This is a genomic window from Flavobacterium pectinovorum, assembly GCF_900142715.1.
Taxonomy (GTDB): Bacteria; Bacteroidota; Bacteroidia; order Flavobacteriales; family Flavobacteriaceae; genus Flavobacterium; species Flavobacterium pectinovorum.
The window spans coordinates 321768-343805 of sequence record NZ_FRBX01000004.1 but is presented as its reverse complement, the minus strand read 5'-3'; the positions used below and the strand labels follow the sequence as shown (position 1 = coordinate 343805).

13 protein-coding genes are annotated in these 22038 nt (G+C 33.0%); 2 read left to right on the top strand and 11 right to left on the bottom strand.

The features are described 5' to 3' along the window. Positions 1-234: 234 nt before the first annotated feature. Positions 235-861 carry an HmuY family protein gene (locus BUE22_RS15240; protein WP_073396079.1) on the bottom strand — a complete coding sequence of 209 codons (627 nt, stop codon included), beginning with the start codon at positions 859-861 and terminating at the stop codon, positions 235-237. 26 nt (positions 862-887) lie between these two features. Beyond that, complete coding sequence (locus BUE22_RS15235) at positions 888-2954, bottom strand: TonB-dependent receptor plug domain-containing protein (RefSeq protein WP_073396076.1); 2067 nt, start codon at positions 2952-2954, stop codon at positions 888-890. 105 nt (positions 2955-3059) lie between these two features. Between BUE22_RS15235 and BUE22_RS15230 the strand changes: the two genes are divergently transcribed. Beyond that, positions 3060-3962 (top strand): DUF6607 family protein, encoded by a 903-nt coding sequence (locus BUE22_RS15230; RefSeq protein WP_073396073.1) that lies wholly within the window; start codon positions 3060-3062, stop codon positions 3960-3962. Between the two features lie 100 nt (positions 3963-4062). Here the strand turns inward: BUE22_RS15230 and BUE22_RS15225 are convergent, their stop codons facing one another. The 7 genes from BUE22_RS15225 to argS form a co-directional block, all read right to left on the bottom strand. Next, positions 4063-4548 carry a lipid-binding protein gene (locus BUE22_RS15225; protein WP_124020477.1) on the bottom strand — a complete coding sequence of 162 codons (486 nt, stop codon included), beginning with the start codon at positions 4546-4548 and terminating at the stop codon, positions 4063-4065. Positions 4549-4558: 10 nt separating this feature from the next. Beyond that, positions 4559-5170 (bottom strand): DUF5011 domain-containing protein, encoded by a 612-nt coding sequence (locus tag BUE22_RS15220; protein ID WP_159438478.1) that lies wholly within the window; start codon positions 5168-5170, stop codon positions 4559-4561. 36 nt (positions 5171-5206) lie between these two features. Continuing rightward, positions 5207-6634 (bottom strand): SusD/RagB family nutrient-binding outer membrane lipoprotein, encoded by a 1428-nt coding sequence (locus BUE22_RS15215; RefSeq protein ID WP_073396064.1) that lies wholly within the window; start codon positions 6632-6634, stop codon positions 5207-5209. A 14-nt stretch (positions 6635-6648) separates the two neighbouring features. Next, the gene (locus tag BUE22_RS15210) at positions 6649-9873 is read right to left on the bottom strand and encodes a SusC/RagA family TonB-linked outer membrane protein (RefSeq protein WP_073396061.1); all 3225 of its coding nucleotides are present in this window, start codon (positions 9871-9873) and stop codon (positions 6649-6651) included. A gap of 565 nt (positions 9874-10438) precedes the next feature. Beyond that, positions 10439-11887: a RagB/SusD family nutrient uptake outer membrane protein gene (locus BUE22_RS15200; RefSeq protein WP_042565978.1), complete on the bottom strand. Its 1449-nt coding sequence runs from the start codon at positions 11885-11887 to the stop codon at positions 10439-10441. A 4-nt stretch (positions 11888-11891) separates the two neighbouring features. Continuing rightward, positions 11892-15080 carry a SusC/RagA family TonB-linked outer membrane protein gene (locus BUE22_RS15195; RefSeq protein WP_243396754.1) on the bottom strand — a complete coding sequence of 1063 codons (3189 nt, stop codon included), beginning with the start codon at positions 15078-15080 and terminating at the stop codon, positions 11892-11894. Between the two features lie 436 nt (positions 15081-15516). After that, the gene (gene argS / locus BUE22_RS15190; protein WP_042565977.1) at positions 15517-17295 is read right to left on the bottom strand and encodes an arginine--tRNA ligase; all 1779 of its coding nucleotides are present in this window, start codon (positions 17293-17295) and stop codon (positions 15517-15519) included. Between the two features lie 313 nt (positions 17296-17608). Between argS and BUE22_RS15185 the strand changes: the two genes are divergently transcribed. Next, positions 17609-20023, top strand: coding sequence for a TonB-dependent receptor (locus BUE22_RS15185; protein ID WP_073396054.1), 2415 nt, complete (start codon positions 17609-17611; stop codon positions 20021-20023). Between the two features lie 93 nt (positions 20024-20116). Here the strand turns inward: BUE22_RS15185 and BUE22_RS15180 are convergent, their stop codons facing one another. Beyond that, complete coding sequence (locus BUE22_RS15180) at positions 20117-20788, bottom strand: copper homeostasis protein CutC (RefSeq protein WP_042565975.1); 672 nt, start codon at positions 20786-20788, stop codon at positions 20117-20119. A gap of 120 nt (positions 20789-20908) precedes the next feature. Next, positions 20909-21916, bottom strand: a complete 1008-nt coding sequence (locus tag BUE22_RS15175; RefSeq protein WP_042565974.1) for a 3-oxoacyl-ACP synthase III family protein — start codon at positions 21914-21916, stop codon at positions 20909-20911. Positions 21917-22038: the final 122 nt, after the last annotated feature.

Sequence of the window (22038 nt, the reverse complement as noted above, 5' to 3'; positions counted from 1 at the left end):
TAGTAATTATAAATTTTGAAGAATAGACTCACAAAAATTTCATCTTAATTTTTGTTAATTCCTTATAAAAAATACCTGCAAAGATAGAATTAAACCTTAATTTATTATTCTTTTTAACAATAAAAAAAGAGGTCAGATAAATCTGACCTCTCTCAAAAAAAATAAAAAAAACAAAGCTAATGATTAACTAGATTTTTGAATGTTGTTTATTATTTTACTACAACAAAATATTTCTTAGAATGTAGTTGTGCTATTAGCCTGGTAAGCAAAATTGAATGTGAAATATCTTGCTACAGCTGTTGCTGGATCTGGATTTGCAGGTGCACCTTGATAGTAGCTTAAAATTTCGAATTTTGCATATTTACCATCATGTGTTTTTACTACAAATACTTTTCCTGCAAGTGGAGAAATAATGTTTGTTGAAGTATTATAGTTGTACCATCCGTTTCCACTACCTGTCGGAATTGCATAAACAGTCGCACCATCTTGTTGGAAAGTTGTTGCTACTGGAAATGCAGTTACACTAGCAAATGTACCAGAAACGATACTTACAGCACCAGATCCTGTTCTTGTTGGTTCATCTGTAATACCAATTTCGTCTCCTCCATTTACAATAATTGTAGTTCCGCGGAAAGCAATATCCCAATTATCGTTTGTCACGATTTTGTTTTCAGAAAAACTGAATTTTGTAAATGCACCACCAACTGCTTGTCCTTGTCCTCCTGTTTGGGGAGCATAAAGATCTGAAACTTTTACAGTTTCAACTGCTGGAATTGTATCGTTTTTATCATCATCACTACTACAAGATGCAGTAAAAATCATTAATGCTAAAAGAGAAAGTTTTAAAAATTTTGTTTTCATGGTAAAGGTGTTTAAATAAATGTTTATTAAAAATTATATTGAATTCGTGCAAAAAGCTGCCTTCCTGCCAGATTAGTAATTTCACCCGGATCTGTAAAATCAAGTAAATTATTAGCTCCGGCCTGAAGTATTAATTTATCGGTAATGTATTTTGAAATTGACAAATTGGTTATAAAATAATCACCAACAAATTGGTCGTACTTGTCAAGAATTTGATTTGCATTACTATCAAACATCCCGTATTTACTTCTATAGAAAATACGCAAATTGATATCTGTTTTTATTTTTGAAATATTGTAATCAAATTTAATGTTGGCCGTATGCTTGGATCTATTGTATAATCCGAAATAATCTGATTTATTAATTTGAATTGTTTGCAATTGGTCATTGCGGATATATTGATAATCTTCAAAATTGTCAATAACAGATTTATCTTTAGCGATTAAATATTGATATCCCAGTGATACTGAAAATTCTTTCGTAAAATCGTAGGTAGAATTATACTCAACACCGTAAGTAAAAATTTTACTAATGTTGAAGTAACTAAAAACATTTTGTCCATTTGTTTTTTGTGCTATTACTCTAGTATCAATTAAATTAGATATTGAATTATAGAAAGCATTTATGTCTAATCTTAATTTATTTTTCTTGTAAAAAGTTCCAAAATTAAAGTTAACAGAACTTTCTGCTTCCAATGGTTTATTAAAACTTATGCCTTCAACTCTATATAAAAGCTGACCTTGCGTATCAAGTTGATTCAGACGGTCTTCAGCAACGTTGTAACCTAATACAGTATATCCCACTGATGGATTTGTAAAATCAAAAAACAGCTGACGGAAATCTGGCGCTTTATAACCATATCCTACCGAACCTTTTAAAGAGAAGTTATTGTTGAATTTATAGTTTACTGCTAATTTCGGACTTAACTGCGATGCGTATTCACTATGACTATCATATCTAAATCCAGCAAGAATATTTATCTTATCTGTTGGATTAAAATCGTATTGTAGAAAAACATATTGAGAATTAAAATTCACATTTTTATCAAAATAGGTTCTATCCAAAGTTTCATAATTTAGCCCAATTCCTCCCGTTAATTTGTCATTTTTAATTGACCATGTAGTTCTAGCTTCTGGTCGAAAAAGCCATTGATTGTAATATGTGTTTTCAAAAAGCACATTGTTTTCATCATTTAAAAAAGCATTATTTTTATAATTTGTAGTGTACAATTCATATTCAGAATAAAACTTAGAATTCCATTTGTGCTCTAACTTAATTTGTGAATTCCACTCATTTTCTTTTGCATCTCCTTTATAATTTGCAGATTCAATAATAGCCACATTATTCATGTTCTGGTTATAAAAACGATTGCTTACTGTTAATTTTAAATTTTCTGAAAAATCATAATACAGTTTTGGCTGAATTGTGGTATTATAATATCTTTCTACGTTTTGTAGTGGAGTACTTTTATCTAAATCATATCCATCAGATGAATAAAAATTTGCGAACAAATTGGCTGCAAACTTCTTCTTTTTCCAAAGTAAATTAGCATTCGCATCATTAGTATTGAATGTACCATAGCGATATGAAAGGCTACCTGAAAACATATCTTTTTTAGGTCTTTTTGTAATTACATTAATTACTCCACCCATAGCTTCTGAACCATATAAAGCAGATGAAGCACCTTTTACAATCTCAATTCTCTCTATATTTCCAACAGAAACTCGTGATAAATCCAAAACTCCTGAACTTCTTCCAACAAGCGGAACTCCATCAATAAGAATCATTGTATACGCCGCATCTAAGCCTTGCATCTGAACCCCTTCAAATCCGCTTTCGTCTGGAATCAAAATAATTCCCGTCTGTTCATTTAGAATTTCATTTAATCTTGTAACACCTGTTTTTGCAATTGCCTCAGATGTAATTACTGTCATCGGTAGTGGTAATGACGAAAGTACCCTCTCAGTTCTTGTTCCTGTAACAACCTTGACTTCTGATAATTCATTTGTGGCAGTACTGTCTTTTTTCTCTTCCTGAGCAACAGAAATCTGACAAAAAAGAAACGCAGCAAAAAGAGTAATTTTAATTTTCATTATTTTTATTCAGTCTTAATAATGGAGCAAATATATAAACTATTTTTATTTGTTCTAAATAAAATGTATATATTTGCGAAAATTAAAAACAAAACAATTTAAGTTATGATTTCAAAAAGTCTTTATTTTTCAGCCGTAATGGCTTTGGCGTGCAGTCTTGGCTTTAGTCAGGATAAAAAGCAACAAGACATTAAATCGATTAAATCGATGTGTGGTTGTTATGAAGTAAAATTCAATTTTACTGAAACTTTTCAATACCCAAAGGATTCTCTTACTTATAAGCCTTCAGAAACTAAACACGAATCTGCATTGGAATGGGTTGAGTTACTTGAAGACACTCCAAACAAAATCGTAATGCAACACTTATTAATTGTAAGTGACGACATGATTATCAAACACTGGAGACAAGACTGGCTTTATGAAAACACAGACTTATATTCATTTGACAAGGGCACCTCTTGGAAATATAAAAAATTAGACAAGAAAGCCGTTAAAGGTCAATGGACTCAAAAAGTATTTCAAGTAGACGATAGTCCAAGATATGAAGGATCTTCAACTTGGGTACATGTTGATGGAGAAAATTACTGGTCAAACGTTGCTGATGCTCCTCTGCCAAGAAGAGAACAAACCAAGCGTAACGACTATAATGTATTAAAAAGAAGAAACATTCACGAAATCACTGCTACAGGTTGGAACCACGAACAAGACAACGCTAAACTCATTAGAGATGAAAGTGGAAAAGATGTTTTATTAGCAGAAGAAAAAGGAATGGATATTTATACTAAAGTTCCGGACATTAAATGTATTGCCGGTCAAAAATGGTGGAAGGAAAATAGTGCCCTTTGGAAAAATGTTCGTGACAAATGGCAAACTCTTTTTGACAGACACCAAGACCTAAACCTGGAAGCTAAAGTGGACAGAAAAGCTCTTTATTCTCTTTTGTTTGATTTGAAACCAAATGCTACAAAAGCAGAAACTGATGCAATCATCAACAAGTTTGTAAAATAAAATATTTGAGTTAGTTGCAAAAAGCCGATAGTTCTGGAACTATCGGCTTTTTTTATTTAATGAAACCTTAGACTTTGCAATCTCAAAATTTAACACATTGCTATTCATCTTCACTAAAACCAGTTCTTCTACTTCCTTCATAAGAATAGAGTACTCCTGGCTCATTACTGAATTCTGCTTTAAAGGAAATCTTATCAACTTTATGACCTCCTTTGGAAACAGCAGCTTCTTTTTCAACTTTACCATTTGTAATAGTTACTGTTACAGAACCATATTCATTTGAAGCAGATGAAGCTGAAAATGAACCTTCTTTCTCAAAAGTAACTTTGATTTTGAATTTTTTAAACGAATTCTGATCGTCTAGCCACAAAGTATTATTGTTGGCTGCCGTATTATAAGTAGAAAATAATTCGTGTTCTGAAACTTTTCCAGATGCATCAGACGCATCAATAAACCATTCACCTGCCAAATTTTTAGCTGATGTTCCTCCCGTAGTAGTTTCACCAACTTCGTCACAAGCCATAAATGAAGAAAGTATAAGTACTGTTGCAATTATGCTTGTTGTAAATTGTTTTATTTTTTTCATTTTAAAAATTTTAATTTGATCGTGTAAATTTTCTATCTGCTGTTCCAAAGGTTGATGAAGCAATAATAGACCATTGCCAATGGTTCGGGTCTGTTATAATTCCGTTGTTGCTTTCTGCAGAAATACCAGATGTAGAAGTTTTTTCCTGATATGGCGCATAAATTTGTTTATCATCTATATTATAGAATTCTAAAGTTATTTTATTATCATTAACATCAAATCCCGTAGCATTATCGCATTTGTACTTTCTATCACCCAGTTTTGTGACAATATTGTTGTTACCGCTTCTCACAAAGGTACCAGACAAATCTATTGTGCTTGGCTTATCACTTAAAACAATTACGGTACGTGTTATATAAGCTGGAAATCCATCACTATTTATTGCAGCGTATTTAATTTTATATACAGCTGGTTTACTTGTATCAACTGTACCATCAATTTTAACATCTAATTTTTCTCCACTAGATTCAGCTTCAGCCCCTTGTTCTGTATATGTTTCGCCTTGCGTTAAAACAACGAGCGCATCACCATTCATGGACATATTTGCGTAATGCGTTATTTGCGATACGTGGTCTGTAGAATCTGTTTCACAAGAAGTAAACAATAGTCCGGAAACTATCATTGCTAGTATAAATATTTTTTTCATTTTTTGCTTTTTTTAGTTAACATTCCACCATACCGGAGCCGTTATTGCCTGTAAAGCCGGTGCATTTGGATTTCTTGATTTTACGATACTAGGCAAAACAATCCTTTTTGGGAATTTCCCTCCTGTTACATTTTCTACAGATACTGCAAATTGTCCGGGAACATAAGATTCGCTAACTTGAGAAACATTAGATATTTTTGGGTATCCGGTTCTATTTTGCTCCAGAAAAGATTCATATCCATTTCCGGGGAAACTTGCAATCCATTTTTGAGTAATAATTGCCTCAATTTGTGCATCAGTCCCTGTTGCGGGAAATTCGTATTTACCTCCGGCAGCAACAAATGTTTCTGCGTTTCCTCCAAATCTTGTTATTGAAGCCTGAACGCCTAAATCGTATTTAGCTTTAGCTCCCGCTCCACCATAATATCTTGTTAGTGCTTCTGCTTGTAAAAAACTGCTCTCTTCCTTACTGATAAAAAATACAGGTGTTAACGGGCTTAATAATACTTGGGAAAGATTGGTTGCTTTATTTTCAAAATCACCTTGATTATTTGGACTTCCGGCTCCATAATATTTATTTAAACGAGGATCAGCGTTAACTTGTAGATAAGAGTACAATGTTTTACTAGCCTTAAGGTTCAAAGTACTATTTAATTTTCTTCTGTCAGACTCATATAATGGGTTACTTTGATCGGCTGCATCTACAAATTGAGTCAATGCGGCATCAACATCTAAAAATTGGGCACCTGAATCGATTAATGCTTTTATTCCTGATTCGGCTAGTGCCGGGTCAGCTGCTGTTAATCTCATGTGTAATTTTAGCAATAAAGTATTACCAAATTTTGTCCAGTTAGCCATTTCACCTTTAAAAAGTAAATCATCAGCTGCAGGTGCAGTTCCCTTAGAAGAACTTAGGTCTTTTGATAGCGCTAATTTTAAATCAGCAATCATAAGATTGTATGTTTCTTTGCCTGTATTGAATTTTGGCTGCAAAATATTTATATTATTTGCTTCAGCGTACGGAATAGCATCATATAAATCGGTCATTACCTGAGAGCCTTCTACTTCAAGAATTGTTGCCATTAAGTAATAATTCCAGTTTTCTTCTGCTAATGCCTGTATTTTTACAACTCTGATATCATTCAAAGCATCGTACATAGCAGTCCATGCTGGTTGATAATCGTTTGTTCCAATAGTATAAGAATCAACATTTTTATATTGATTGGAAGTATTATTTTGTGTCCAAAATTGAGACCAAAATCCGCCAATTAAAGCGTAATAAGATCCTTGCGCACCTGCAAGACCCACTATACCTGCAGGAAGGATAGTACTATTTGCTTGTCCGGAAGGCAAAGTATCGGGATTTCTATTAATATCAAATGTTTCATCACATGAGACTAATAAGAATAGTACTGTAATTAATGTTGCTATTTTTTTCATTTTTCTATATAATTTTAGAATGATAATTTTAAAACTCCACCTAAAGATCTTTGTGAAGGGTTAGATCCAAATTCTCCAAAGTCTGAAAGTACACCAGTTCCATAAGTTCCTACTTCAGGATCTGTATATGGATTATCTCCCGGAGTCCACATGAATAAGTTTCTTCCATAAATACCAAGTGACATTTTGTTTAATCCGATATTTTTGGTAAAATCAGAAGAGAAGTTGTAAGTCAAATTAATTTCTCTTAATCTTATGTATGTTTTATCAATTACATGAGTTGGTTCGATGCCCGGATTATTTGAGGTATTGTAAAAGGTAGATACTTTATCCCAAGCTATAGGAGTTGTGTTTTCTGTATAAGTGATAACTTTTTTTTCTTCATTTGTTACAACATCTTTTACAACATCAATGTGTTCATTAACAGAATTAGGAACAATAAATGGATTTCTGTCATTATAAGTAGTTTCAATACCATTTCCTGTGAAATGAGATAGTCTTTTAGTATATGAATAAAATTCACCCCCTTGTTTCCAGTCTAATGAGAACCCTAGATTAAAGTTTTTGTATTTGAAAGTATTTTGAAGTCCCATTACAAAATCACGTTGCGAATTCCCAATTTTTTGAAGATCACCACTTACTTCATACAATCCTGTATCTGCGTTTACTACATATTGTCCTGCAGCATTAATTTTTGGAACTTGAGAATAAAATGTACCTATTGGCTCTCCTTTAGCAGCCGAATAAGTAATACCATAGGCCGTTGCTAAATCAATTCGGTCAAAACCATCAGCTAATTTAGTAACTTCATTAAGGTTTTTAGTGAAAGTGTAAGTCACGCTCCAGGAGAAATTTGTATTTTTGATTGGACTTGCAGTAATAGAAAGCTCAATACCTTTATTTACAAGATCTCCGGCATTAATCGCCTTAGTTGTAAATCCGGTTGAGGGATCCAAAGGCAAGTTCACAATCAAATCAGAAGTTGTTTTATGATATAAAGCAATATCATAATTGATTCTGTTTTTGAAAAATGATCCTTCTGCTCCAACTTCATATTCAATTGTAGTTTCTGGCTTTAATTCCGAATTACCAAGTTTTCCTGCGGCTTCATAGTAACTAATACCTCCAAGCGGAGATAAAATTTGTCCAAAATTAGCAGAAGCAACCCCTGAAACATATGAGTTTTCAGTTGAATAAGGACTAGTATCATTTGCAATTTTAGAAGCTGAACCTCTTAATTTTAAAAAAGTATCCCCATTATCAATTACGATAGCACCTAAAGATAAAGCTGGGTAAAAATAGGCATTGTTGCCAATCGGTAAAGTAGATGTAATGTCTTCCCTGCCCGTTAATGTAGCAAAATATTTATTTTTGAAAGCAAACTCTGCAGATGCATAAACCGCCCCGGTTTTTCTTAAAGTGTTAGTTTGCAAAATTTTTGCTCTAAATGGAGTGTTTGAAAGCTCATAGTAATTAGCAACTCCAAGATTTGTTATTGAATTTGTTAATTCATCAGATTCCCTTTTGTTATAGTTGAAACCTCCTAAAAGATTAAAATTCCAATTCTCTCCTAAATTAGTATTATAGTTAACATTGAAAAATGTATCAAACTCACTATATTCAGATCTGCCTTCTGTAACTCCACCTACAACTTTATTGGTTTTTGCAATAGCCTGTGGAGTTCCTGGAAGATAATCTACAATAGCTCCGTAACTTTTCAATCTTTCTTGTCTTAAGTTACCGCCCACTTGCCATGAAGCTGTTATTTTATCTGTTATTTTATAACTTAAATTTACGTTTCCAAAAATATTATTTCCATATATTTTTGTACTGTTCTCATTAATTGAGAAATAAGGATTTGAAGAATAAGGAGTGAAATAATAATCAGGAGTATTAAAAACATTTCCTTTGTAATCTCTTAAATCTACCACACTAATATCTCTCGGAATCTGTAATAAATCCTGTTGTAATGTAGATCCTTGGCCAGCATCATCACCTTGTCCTGTGTTTACAGCACTTTGATTTTTGTAAACATAATTCAACGCGGTTCTTAATGTGAATTTTTTCGATTTCAAACCACCATTAAAACCTAACGATTGTTTTCTGTATAAATCAGCATCAGTTGGTATAATTCCATCACTATTTACATTTGAAAACACCAAAGAGAAATCTGAAGCATCTCCTCCACCGCTAAGATTTATCGATTGTGTAGATAATAAACCTGTATCGTAAAAATCTCTAATATTATTTTTTAATCCAACATAAGGTTTAATTTGCTGACTGTTATTATATACTGTTCCCCAAGGTCTCACTTCTCCATTAAATGCAGGTCCCCAAGAACCATTTTCATTACTGTATGTGTTAGTTCCTGAATATCCAACGCCATTCCAGCCTTGTCCAAATTGATTTTGTAAGTGAGAAACTCTTGCTGCTTCGCTTAATTCTGTTGAAGCAAGCATATCAACTTTTATTCCTGAATTAGATTTTCCTTTTTTAGTTGTAATGATAATAACTCCGCCACCTGCTCTTGAACCATATAAGGCAGATGCTGCAGCTCCTTTAAGAACTGTCATGCTTTCTATATTATTAGGATCAATATCACTTACACCATTTCCTGAATCATAAGATCTTTTAGAAGAAGCAACTCCGTCATTACTCGTTCCTGTTGCTGTATTATTAATTGGAGATCCGTCAACAATATATAGAGGACCTGAATTTCCTGTTATGGTATTCAAACCACGAATAACAACTTTAGTAGAAGCTCCAGGCTGCGAGGGTGCAGTAATATCAACCCCGGCAATTTTTCCTGAAAGTGTTTCAAATGGATTTGTATTAACTACAGCCGTAAGCTGTTCTGATTTTAAGGTTGTCGTAGCATAACCCAAAGATTTTTTTTGTCTCTTAATACCAAAAGCAGTTACAACAACGCTTTCAAGTTCTTGTGCGGCAGCATCTGCTAATTTTACATTAATAACCGAGGAACTTGCCGCAATTTCCTGCGTTTTCATTCCAATATAACTAAATATTAAAATTTGATTTGATTCCGCTTTAATTGCATATTTTCCATCAAAATCAGTTTGCGCACCGGTTTGAGTTCCTTTAATTAATACAGTTACCCCCGGCAATGGTATGCCTGTATTGTCTGAAACGGTTCCTGTAATTTTTTTCTCTTGTGCAAATGTAAGCTGCATAGCAAAAGCAAAAAAAAGCATCCCAAATACCTTCATTTTTTGTTTCATTATTTTATCATTTTGATTAATTGAGCGCAACTTATCAAATTAATACAATTTTAACAAGAAAATATTATCATTTAACATTTAAAAAAGTAACCAAAATATTACTTTTAATTCTGAATTTTAAGTGGAGTTTATGGTAACATATTTTCAACAAAACAGTTATGTCATAAATAAGGATTCTGCTTTGTACGAATATTTTTTTAATCAACAAATTCTATTAAAACTAAAAATGATAGTTTTTAAGATTTTTTATGTCGAAAAACAATTAATAATTTTTAGAATCCCATCTTACAAAACTTTAAAAAAAGACATAAAAAAAACCGTTCAAAAATTAATTCAAACGGTGGTCCTTTTATAATCTTCACTAAATAGGGTACTAATTCAAAATAGTTAAAAATAAATATAAGGAGGGTATTTTTAACAGACTGAAATCTGTATTTATTTCTATAATAAAATGCAAAAGTAATATTAGACTGAAAGTATTTGTAGGGATAATACGTTTAAATAATAACAAATAAAGCCGATAGTTTTAAAACTATCGGCTTCTCTATTTAAAAATAAATGTGTTTTATAATGGACTTTGATCAATTAATGGGTTGGCATCTATTTCTGCTTGTGGAACCTGGAATATGAACCTGTTATCTCCAACAGGAATATTAAATTTTCCAAAGGTTGCATGATTTGAGCCTGGATAATCTCTTGTCAGCGGCACCTTTAATCGTTTCATATCAAACCAGGCATATCCTTCACCCCATAGTTCAATCCTTTTTTGAAGTATGATTTCATCTATTAAAGCTGTTCCACTATTGGTAGACAGGACATATGATGGATCTCTTGTTATAGTAATATCATATAAAACTTGTCTTGCACCAGGCTCATTTCCTGATTTTGCAAGAGCTTCAGCTTCTATATAATACATTGCAGCAGATCTTAAATAAATATAATCGCCGGCATCAACCGTTGGATCTCTAAATTTTATATTGGCATATTCCGGTAATGAAGGATATATTGTACTTCCGCCCGGTGCAACAAAAGCAGTTTTTCTATAATCAGTATCTGATATGCTATTATACAGATTTTTGTCAATGTTTTTATAAATTTCTAATCCTCCCGCATATCCATCAGCGTTTGTATTGTCAAAATGAGAAAAGAAACTGGCCACAAAACTACTTTGTGCAGAAGTTATCGTTGCACCCCACATGGTATCTCCGTTAAGTGTAAGATCGTAAAAACCATTTAACCATACACTTTTTGACAACAATGGATAATTTTGTCTGGCGGCGTTAGCAAGTGGTGCAGCTTCAGCATATTTCCCCATTTCCAGGTAAACATCAGCCAAAAATGCTTGTGCAACACTTTGATTTACAGCAGCAACACCTCCACTGGGAATTCCTTCTAATAATTGAATAGATTCTAATAAATCTTTTTCAATGACAGCATACACTTCTGCCACAGTTGATCTTGGTGCACCTTCTAGAGTCACCTGAGTATAAAGCGGCACAGAAAGTTCATCTTCATTTCCAATATATGTTGGTCCATACATGCGGGCTAACATAAAATAAAAATAACCTCTTAATGCCAAAGCCTCTCCTCTAATTTTCTTCAGCTCATCGTCGGTCGCAGCATCGGCCGGAACCGCAGTCAATACCACGTTTACTGTTTTAATTTGTGGATAGTAGATACTCCACGCTAATCTCGATCTGCTGTTTGTTTGTTGTCTTCCCAAATAATTATAAAAAGAACCATACCAGCTTGATTTGGTCATTAGCATATCATTTGACATCATGTCTGTTGCTGCAAGTATTGATTTGTGTCCATAATCTTCATGGTTTCCAGACACCGATAATCCATAAGATCTAAGTGCAGAATAAACTCCGTTTATAATCGCTGCATTTGCAGCAGCAGATGTGGCAAGTTGTTCATCATTGATAGTTGACTCAGGCACTGTATCTAAAAAATCGTCAGAACAACCTGTGAATATGAACAATGACAATGTAAGTATAATTAATTTTCTCATGTTCTTAAAAATTTACTGTTAAACCAAAGGAAATAGTTTTCATAACTCCATATACATTTAAGGATTGCCCATTATTGGTTCTTGACCCCAGATTATTTAACCTTGGATCCATCCCTTTTCTTTCTGACCACAATGCTAAATTGGAACCCATTAAACTAAATTTAGTAGATTGAATTCCGATATCTTCAAGTCTGCTATTTTTAAAATCATATGATATGGAAACATCCTGTATGCTTAGATAATCTGATTTTATTAAGAAATAATCTGAAGCTGACATTTGTAAAGTTGAAATATGATCAATTCTCGGAATATCAGAATTTGGATTATCAACAGACCATGCTTTTTGTACATCTTTGTGATAATTTTGTCCAATATTGTCTGAACCTGAATACATGGCAGTTTGATAAACACCATCAAACATATACCCTCCAAATTGATAAGCAAAACTAGCCTGGAATGTTATGTTTTTATATCTAAAGATTGTTCCAAATCCACCATATACATCCGGGTTTGCATCTTTATCGCTTAAATATTGCGTTGAATTTCCGTAAACATTTGTTGTGGTTCGACCAGTTACGTTTCCGGAAGCATCTTTTACATCCATATACCATAGTGCATCTCCATTTGTTTTATCAACGCCTGCAAATTCTCTCAAATAAAATGCGTAAGCCGGAGCTCCTTCTTCAAAACGAAAAATTCCGTTTGTAAATGGACTTGGCAATGATGTCACTTCATTTTTATAATGAGTCCCGTTAACCCAAATATTAAAGTCAATATCTTCTGTTTTAATGGCATCAATTCCTATATTAACCTCTACACCTTTATTATTCATGTCACCGACATTCTCAGTAACAAATGAAACCCCTGTTGAAGGCGAATTTGGTTTATTATAAATTAAATCACTCACCTTTCTTTCAAAATATTCAGCTTCTATATTCACTCTGTTGAATAATTCAATTTCAAAACCAACATTCATATTGGCAGATTTCTCCCATTTAATATCCCTATTTCCCTGATATACTGTTAGAACACTTGCATTTCCATCAGCGTCTGGTACAATTTCATACTGGGTTTGGTAAGCATAGTAATTTCGTGCACTTCCAAAATAAGAACGATGGCTTATTTGTGATGTTCCCGGATAAAATATATTATCATTTCCTTGTTCACCATAACTACCTTTTATTCTTAAGTTTGTAATCACTTTTGACTTAGGGAAGAAAGATTCCTTCATTATCGACCAGGCTGCCCCAAAACCATAGAAATTACCCCATCGGTTTTCAGGTGCAAATACAGACGATCCGTCTCGTCTGAAACTGGCATTGATAAAATATTTTTCTTTGTAATTATAGTTTAACCTTGAAAAATAACCTTCAACATTATACAAATCGTTATATCCATCTACGTATACATATTTTGTTCCGTTGCTTAAAATAGGCAAATTTGGAATAACCGCACCAGATTTTTGGCCCGCTAACATTTTTGATTTGTAATCAGATGATTCATGTCCGACAAGGATATCCAGTGAATGACTTCCGAATGTTTTTTTCCAGGATAAAAGCTGCTGGTTTGTAATGGTGTAATCGTTTGATGTTGCGGTAGAATTTCGACCATTTACACCTTCATCGTCTCCTCCTTCTCCGGTAGTGATATTTAAATAATACCCGGACAATAAATCATATCCAAGATTATATCTAAAATTAAAATCCTTGAAAAAATCAATCGAAACATATCCTCTCGCTCCAAATTTATTCTCTTCGTTTAAATTTGTATTTAATAATGTTGTGGCATAAGGATTAAGATTTGCTCCATATGGACGATCTCCTGAATCATTAAAATCATAAGCCCTATTTCCATCCTGGTCATTTACAAAATTTCCGCTGGCGTCTCTTTCCCAAACAGGATAAATTGGCGCAATATTTCTCGCCCAGCTAAATAAATTGCTATAAGTAGCAGATCCAACCTGAGATATTGGTGCGTTTTGATCTGTATTGGCAAAGTTTAAATTTGTTCCCACTTTTATTTTGCTGGTAACATTGTAATCGACATTTGCTCTAACTGTTGCACGTTTAAAATTTGAATTAATTGTATATCCTTCATCTTTAAGATAGCCCACAGATAAATAGGAACTAAGATTATCTGTGCTGGATGATAAACTTAAAAAATGTTCTGTTCTTGTAGCGTCTCTAAACAATTCTTTGGCCCAGTCATCGTGATATAATAATCTGGCATTAGGATTAAGTTGTCCTGTGGCAGGATCTATTACCTGATCATTAGGCACATTGTAATTGTTATATCCTAAAGAATAAGTATCCCCAGTAATTAAGGTTTGTGCTGCGATTGTTGATGCATCGGCAGCTGTTTCACCGTCGTAAATCAAACCATTTCTAATACGGTTATAGACTGTTTTATAATAATCTCCTGGATCTGTAATCATATTGTATTCAGGAACAGCTCTTGAGTTAACTCCTATTTTAGTTTCGTAAGTAACTTTTAATTTCCCTTTTTTTCCTTTTTTTGTTGTAACAATAATAACTCCGTTTGCTCCTCTGCTACCATATAATGCGTTTGATGAGGCATCTTTCAGGAAACTGATAGATTCGATATCCTGAGTGGCTATGGCATTTATATCTCCGTTGTACGGAAAACCATCTACAACGTACAATGGCGTATTTGAGGAAGAAATTGATCCGATACCTCTAAAACGTACCTGAGGCGGATCTCCGGGTTGTCCTGAGTTTGCACTAATTTGCACCCCCGAAACTTTACCGGTTAAAGATTGAATTGCATTTGAGGCCTGAGTATTTTCTAAAGCTGCGGCATCAATTTTAGTAACCGCACCGGTAATCTCAGATTTTTTTTGAGTTCCGAAAGCTACTACAACCACGCCTTCGAGTTCCATAGCGTCTCCAAGTAGTTTTGCATTCACTGTAGTAGATGATGCAGGTTCTTCATTTGCTTTCATACCGATGTAGGTAAATAACAAAATTTGATCTGGTGAAGCCTTTATAGAGTACTTACCATCAAAATCAGTTTGTGTTGCATTATTTGTTCCCTTAACTGATACGGTAACACCCGGAATTGGCATACCTGCATTATCAGAAACGGTTCCCGAAACAGTTCTTTCTTGTGAAAATGCTAATTGAGATAGCATTAAAAGAAATACTATAAATCCTTTTAATTGTTGTTTCATCATTAATATTGTTTAAGGTTATTCATGCAAATTATTAAAAAATAACAATTTTAACAATATTTTAGCAGCGTTTAACAAATTAAAACGATGAATTTACTTATTTAATTAGGATAATCAATTTGTGTTAACAGAATTTACGGGAAGAATTTATGAATATTCGATGTTTCAAAAAAATAAAAAAAACCGTCTAAAATCCCTATTTCAGACGGTTTCACCTTTTATTTTTACTAAAAGCTTACTAATTCAAAATAGATAAAAATAAAAAATAAGTTCCCTATCATAGAACTATTTAGTCATATAATAAAATTACTACAAAAAAAATAGATTTACAAAATTAATCTACTAATTAACAGTATTTTACAAATAACACTTTAAATTATTAAACATAAAAAAGCCGATAGTTTTTCAACTATCGGCTTCAAATAAAATTATTTTATTTCTACATTCTTTCCGGAACTTCGATTCCTAGCAAAGTAAATGCTGCTTTAATTACCTCAGCCACTTTTTGAGAAAGCTGTACTCTGAATATTTTTTTTGTTAAATCTGTTTCACCTAAAATATGAACTGACTGATAGAATGAGTTATATTCCTTTACCAAATCATACGTGTAATTTGCAATTAAGGCCGGACTATGATTTTGCGCCGCATTTTGAATTACTTCCGGGAAAAGTTCAATTTGTTTTACCAATTCTTTTTCTTTTTCATGAAGCTCTTCTATTGCTGTTTTAGCTGAAAAATCAAAATCAGCTTTACGAATAATGGATTGGATTCTCGCGTATGTATATTGTATAAACGGGCCTGTATTTCCGGCAAAATCAACAGATTCTTCAGGATTAAATAAAATACGTTTTTTTGGATCTACTTTTAAAATATAATATTTCAAAGCACCAAGACCAATCGTTTTATATAGTTTTGCTTTTTCTTCTGCAGAATAACTATCCAGTTTTCCTAACCCTTCAGAAATTTGTTTGGCTGTATCTGTCATATCCTGCATCAAATCATCGGCATCTACAACAGTTCCTTCACGGCTTTTCATTTTTCCTGATGGTAAATCCACCATTCCGTATGATAAATGATATAAACTTGAAGCCCAGTCAAAACCAAGTTTTTTCAGGATTAAAAACAAAACTTTAAAGTGGTAATCCTGTTCGTTTCCAACCGTATAAACCATACCACCAACATCCGGCATATCTTTTACACGCTGAATTGCTGTTCCAATATCCTGAGTCATGTAAACTGCAGTTCCGTCTGAACGCAATACAATTTTACGGTCTAAACCTTCATCGGTTAAATCAATCCAAACTGAACCATCCGGATCTTTTTCGAAAACACCTTTATCAAGCCCAACCTGAACAACATCTTTTCCTAATAAATAAGTATTGCTTTCGTAGTAATATTTATCAAAATTAACTCCAAGATTGGTATAAGTGGTAGCAAAACCATCATAAACCCATTGGTTCATCATTTTCCAAAGATCTATTACTTTTTCATCACCAGCTTCCCATTTTTTCAGCATATCTTGTGCTTCAACAATAATTGGCGCTTGTTTTTTTGCTTCTTCTTCGGTTTTACCTGCTTGTACTAATTGATTGATTTCGGCTTTATAAGCTTTATCAAATTCAACATAATACTTACCAACTAATTTATCACCTTTTAAATTTGAACTTTCTGGAGTTTCTCCGTTTCCGAATTTTTCCCAGGCAAGCATTGATTTACAAATATGAATTCCACGATCATTGATAATTTGGGTTTTATAGACTTTTTTACCCGACGCTTTAATAATTTCAGCAACAGAATATCCTAATAAATTATTACGAACGTGACCTAAATGCAAAGGCTTATTAGTATTTGGCGAAGAGTATTCCACCATAATTGCTTTTTCATTCGGATTCGGCGCTACATATCCAAATTTTAAATTGTCTTTGATTTCATTAAAGAAATTCAAATAATAACTATCAGAAATTACAATATTCAAAAAGCCAGACACAACATTAAAGCGCGCCACTTCGGTTACATTTTCAACCAGATAATTCCCAATTTTATTTCCTAATTCAGCAGGATTGCTTTTAGTCATTTTTAACAAAGGAAAAATTACCATTGTAATATCGCCTTCAAACTCTTTTCTGGTAGTTTGAAATTCGATTTTATCAACAGTAACATCAAATAGTGCTTGTATTGATTTTTGTATAGAAGGTGTAAGAATTTGTGATAATGACATGTAAACTTATTTTTAAAGTGAGCAAAGATACTGCTTATTCACCAATTACAGAAAACGAAAAAGATATAAAATAACATATCCCGATTCGAATTTCTCAAAAAACGAATTGTTTTAGTTGTTAAAATTATCAAAAAATTAAAACGCTAATCTCTTATAAAATAGAGTATCTACGAAAATTTTAATTTTTAATTAATATTTTCCTGTAACAAATCGTTAAGGAAAGAGTCTTACTTAGAAAATCAAAAATAATTATACAAAGAAAATTACAAACAAAAATCATCATCAATCAATCAAAATAATCATTTACTAAACTATGAAATTAAAATTCTTTCTGTTCGTATTACTAGGGGTAATAACAACAGCACAAGCCCAAAATTCAGGAACAGTCTCGGGAAAAATTATCGAAAAATCGACTAACACACCAATTTCTTATGCTACAGTTTCGATTAAAGATAACGGAAAAGTAGTTTCCGGAGTTAATACCGATGACAATGGAGATTTCAGTATTAAAAACTTAGCTTTAAAAAGTTATACTATCGAAATTCAGTACATTGGATTTAGAAAATATATTGGCTCTGTTATTTTAAGTGATAACAAAAAAACAGCAACAGTAAATATCTCTCTTGAGGAAGAAGCAACTCAGCTAAAAGGCGTGAACATCGTTAGTGAACGCTCAACAATTGAACAAAAAATCGACAGAAAAGTAATTACTGTTGGTAAAGATCTGACTACTGCGGGAGCTTCAGCATCAGACATTATGAACAATATTCCTTCTGTTAATGTTGATCAGGACGGAAAACTTTCACTTCGTGGAAATGATAATGTGCGTGTTTTAATTGACGGAAGACCATCAAATATTGATCCGGCACAATTGCTAAAACAAATTCCGTCAACTTCAATCAAAAAAATTGAATTGATTACAAACCCTAGTGCTAAATACAATCCGGAAGGAATGTCCGGAATTATCAATATCATATTACACAAGAATGCAAATACCGGATTTAACGGAAGTTATAGCGGCGGAATCACTTTTGGGGAAACTGCAAAATACAATCAATCGTTAGATTTGAATTACAAAACAGGTAAAGTAAACTTCTTCGGAAATGTGGGGCAAAATTTCGGAACATATTATAATGATGGATTTATAAAAAGAGCAGATCAGGATATCGTTCAAAAAATTGATGTTGTAAATGATAATGATTCTTACCTGTATAAAATTGGAATGGACTATTTGATCAACGACCATAATACGCTTTCAATTTATACGAATCAAAATAAATCGAATGGAAAAGGTTTTGTAAACACCGATATTGATTACAATAATGTAACGGATACTGATATATCAAATATTTATCAAAAATCAAAATATACAGGTCCTGATCAGGTAGGAACTTATAATTTAGCTTTCAAACACATCTTTAAAAAAGAAGGTCATACTTTAGATTTTGAAGCAAATTACAGCGACAATAAAGAAACTCAAAATGCTTCTTTTGATACGCAGTCAACAAAAATTGACAATACTGTCAATAGCGTAATTTATGATGATTATATTAAAGGAACTCGTAAATTAAGCACTGTGAATATTGATTATGTAAATCCGTTAAACGAAAAAACTACTCTTGAAGCCGGTGCCGAAGCCAGAATTACAAGAACAGGTAATGATTATATTACCGGAAACCCACTTGCTGCACTTGCGGTTTCTGACTACACTTACGATACTGATATTTATTCTGCATACGTAACATTTGGTCAGAAATACAAAAAATTCAGTTATCAGTTAGGTGCTCGTTTTGAAAGTTATAAAGTAGCCGCCAATTTAAATCATGGTCTTGAAAAATTTGATGATGACTACATTACTTTATATCCATCAGCCTATTTTACTTATAACCTGAACGAGAAAAACACACTTCAATTTAGCTATAGCCGTCGTGTAGATCGCCCAAGCTTAGAGCAGACAAAACCTATTCGTGAGTTTTCTACACCACTTGTAACTTCATTAGGAAATCCTGAGTTAAGACCTCAGTTTACAAACTCTGTGGAAGTAAATTATACTAAAACTTTAGAAAAAGGAAGTTTTACTGCAGGTGTTTTCGTTAGAAGTATCAATGATCAGATTAGCAGAATATTATACCCTGATGAAACAGATCCTAGCCAGGAAAAACAGATTATGACCTTCACCAATTATGATCATAATACAGCTTATGGTTTTGAGGTTTCATTTAATTATAAAATTACAAAATGGTGGGATATACAGCCATCTATTGATTTCTCAAGCATTAACCAACAAGGTGTTGTGTTTTTATATGATCCTCTGACAAAAACAAGTAGTCCTTTAGAAAGAAAAATTACTGTGTCTGCTTTTAACGGGCGTATGAACTCAAACTTTAAAGTAAATAAACGTTTAAGCTTTTTATTATTCGGTTTTTACAGAGGTGCTGTTGACGGATTGCAAAATAATAGCCATGAAATGTACAAAATGGACATTGGTTCACGTTATACATTGTTAGACAACAAGATGAATATCAGTTTACGTTTCAATGACGTATTTAATACAATGAAATATGCGTTTGACACTATGTATCCTTATCCACAATCTGGACAATTTAAATGGGAGAGTCAAACTGTTTATTTAGGATTAACATACAACTTTGGAGGTGCAACAATCAAAAACCTGCAACGTAAACAAAGAGAAGATAACACTAATAAAGGTGGTGGTGGAATGTTTTAAATCCGTCTTTTATTAGTAGATTTTAATAGTTCTTGTAGAAAAGAAAAGCCTGGAGTATGCCAACTCCAGGCTTTTCTTGTTTTACTAATCGCCTTATAAAAAATTCTTCAGTTCTTTTATTTCTTCCGGATTGGCGGTTTCAGTCTTTCCGGTAATGGCAGATGAATGATAAAATGTAGGTTCTAATTGTTCCTGCAATAATTCAATATTTGAAGATCGCAAACCTCCTCCAGGCATGATTTCAATTCTGTCTTTTGCTAATTGCTGAATTTTGGCCAAAGTAAAAATCCCCTCTTCTACATTTATTCCCTGTCCTGAAGTTAAAATTGTTTTAAAACCACAATCAATTACATCTTCCAACGATTTTTCAATATCCTTAACTACATCAAAAGCCCGATGAAAAGTACAGGAAAGTGGATGTGCTAAATGCACTAATTCTTTATTTTGTTTTTTGTTGACACTTCCATCCTCTTTTAAAATTCCAAAAACAAAACCATCAACGCCTAGTTTTTTATACTGTTTAATGTCTTGCTTCATCTCTGTAAGTTCCTCATCAGAATAAACGAAATTTCCACCGCGAGGTCTTATAATCACATGCATTTTAATACTCAGATTTTCACGTACTTTGACTACCAAAATTGAATTTGGAGTTGTTCCGCCAAGTTGCATGTTTTCGCATAACTCAATTCGATCTGCCCCGTTTTCCTGAGCAATTAACGCTGATTCATAATTAAAGCACGCTATTTCTAGTTGATTTTTTTTCATTTTATTAAACACTCTAAATTAGTTTGTCATTTCTGTAAAACTCCATAACAAAATACTAAATTATAAAAAAACCTGCTCCATTCCAGAGCAGGTTTTAAATATTATTTCAAACGAATCAAACTACCATTTAATAATAGCACTTGCCCACGTAAATCCACTACCAAAAGCAGCTAAAACAACGGTATCTCCAGATTTGATTTTTCCTTGTTCCCAAGCTTCTGTTAAAGCAATCGGAATAGAGGCTGCAGTCGTATTTCCATACTTTTGAATATTATTGTGTACCTGATCATCCGATAATTTGAACTTATTTTGAATGAACTGAGAAATTCTCAAATTTGCCTGGTGCGGAATCAACATATCAATATCTGAAACCTGTAAGCCATTTGCTTCTAAACCTTCGTTAATTACCTCAGCAAAACGAACTACAGCATTTTTAAATACAAACTGACCGTTCATATAAGGATAATAACTTTCGTCATTTGGGTCATTATCAGCCAAAATATCAGTTACCCAGCGCGCTCCCATTCCTGGTGCCTGCAACGCCAATTCTTCGGCATGCTGTCCTTCTGAATGCAAGTGTGTAGATAGAATCCCTTTTGTTAAATCTTCTTCACGGCTTAAAACGGCTGCTCCTGCTCCATCTCCAAAAATTACCGAAACACCGCGTCCACGGGTTGTCATATCTAGTCCTGTTGAATGAACCTCTGAACCAATTACCAAAATATTTTTATACATTCCGGTTTTAATGTATTGATCAGCAACTGAAATTGCATAAACAAAACCTGAACATTGGTTTCTAACATCTAATGCTCCTACAGTTCTTAATCCTAAATCACGTTGCACTAAAACTCCGGGGCCAGGAAAATAATAATCAGGGCTTAATGTGGCAAAAACTACAAAATCAATATCTTCTTTGGCAACGCCAGAACGTTCTATTGCAATTTTAGCTGCTTTTACACCCATTGAAGTCGTAGTATCTTCTCCACGAATAATATGTCTTCGCTCCTGAATTCCGGTTCTTTCCTGAATCCATTCATCATTGGTATCAATTAACTTAGACAAATCATCATTGGTGACAACATTTGAAGGAACATAATATCCTAAGCCCGCTATTTTTGAATGATACATATTCTTTTTATTATTTGTTAAAAATTTGGATTGCAAATTTAAGTATACTTTAAAACATAAGCGTACAAATTACTATTTTTTTCGTTATTAGCAATTTAATTAAGTTTAATTATAAAGTAGAT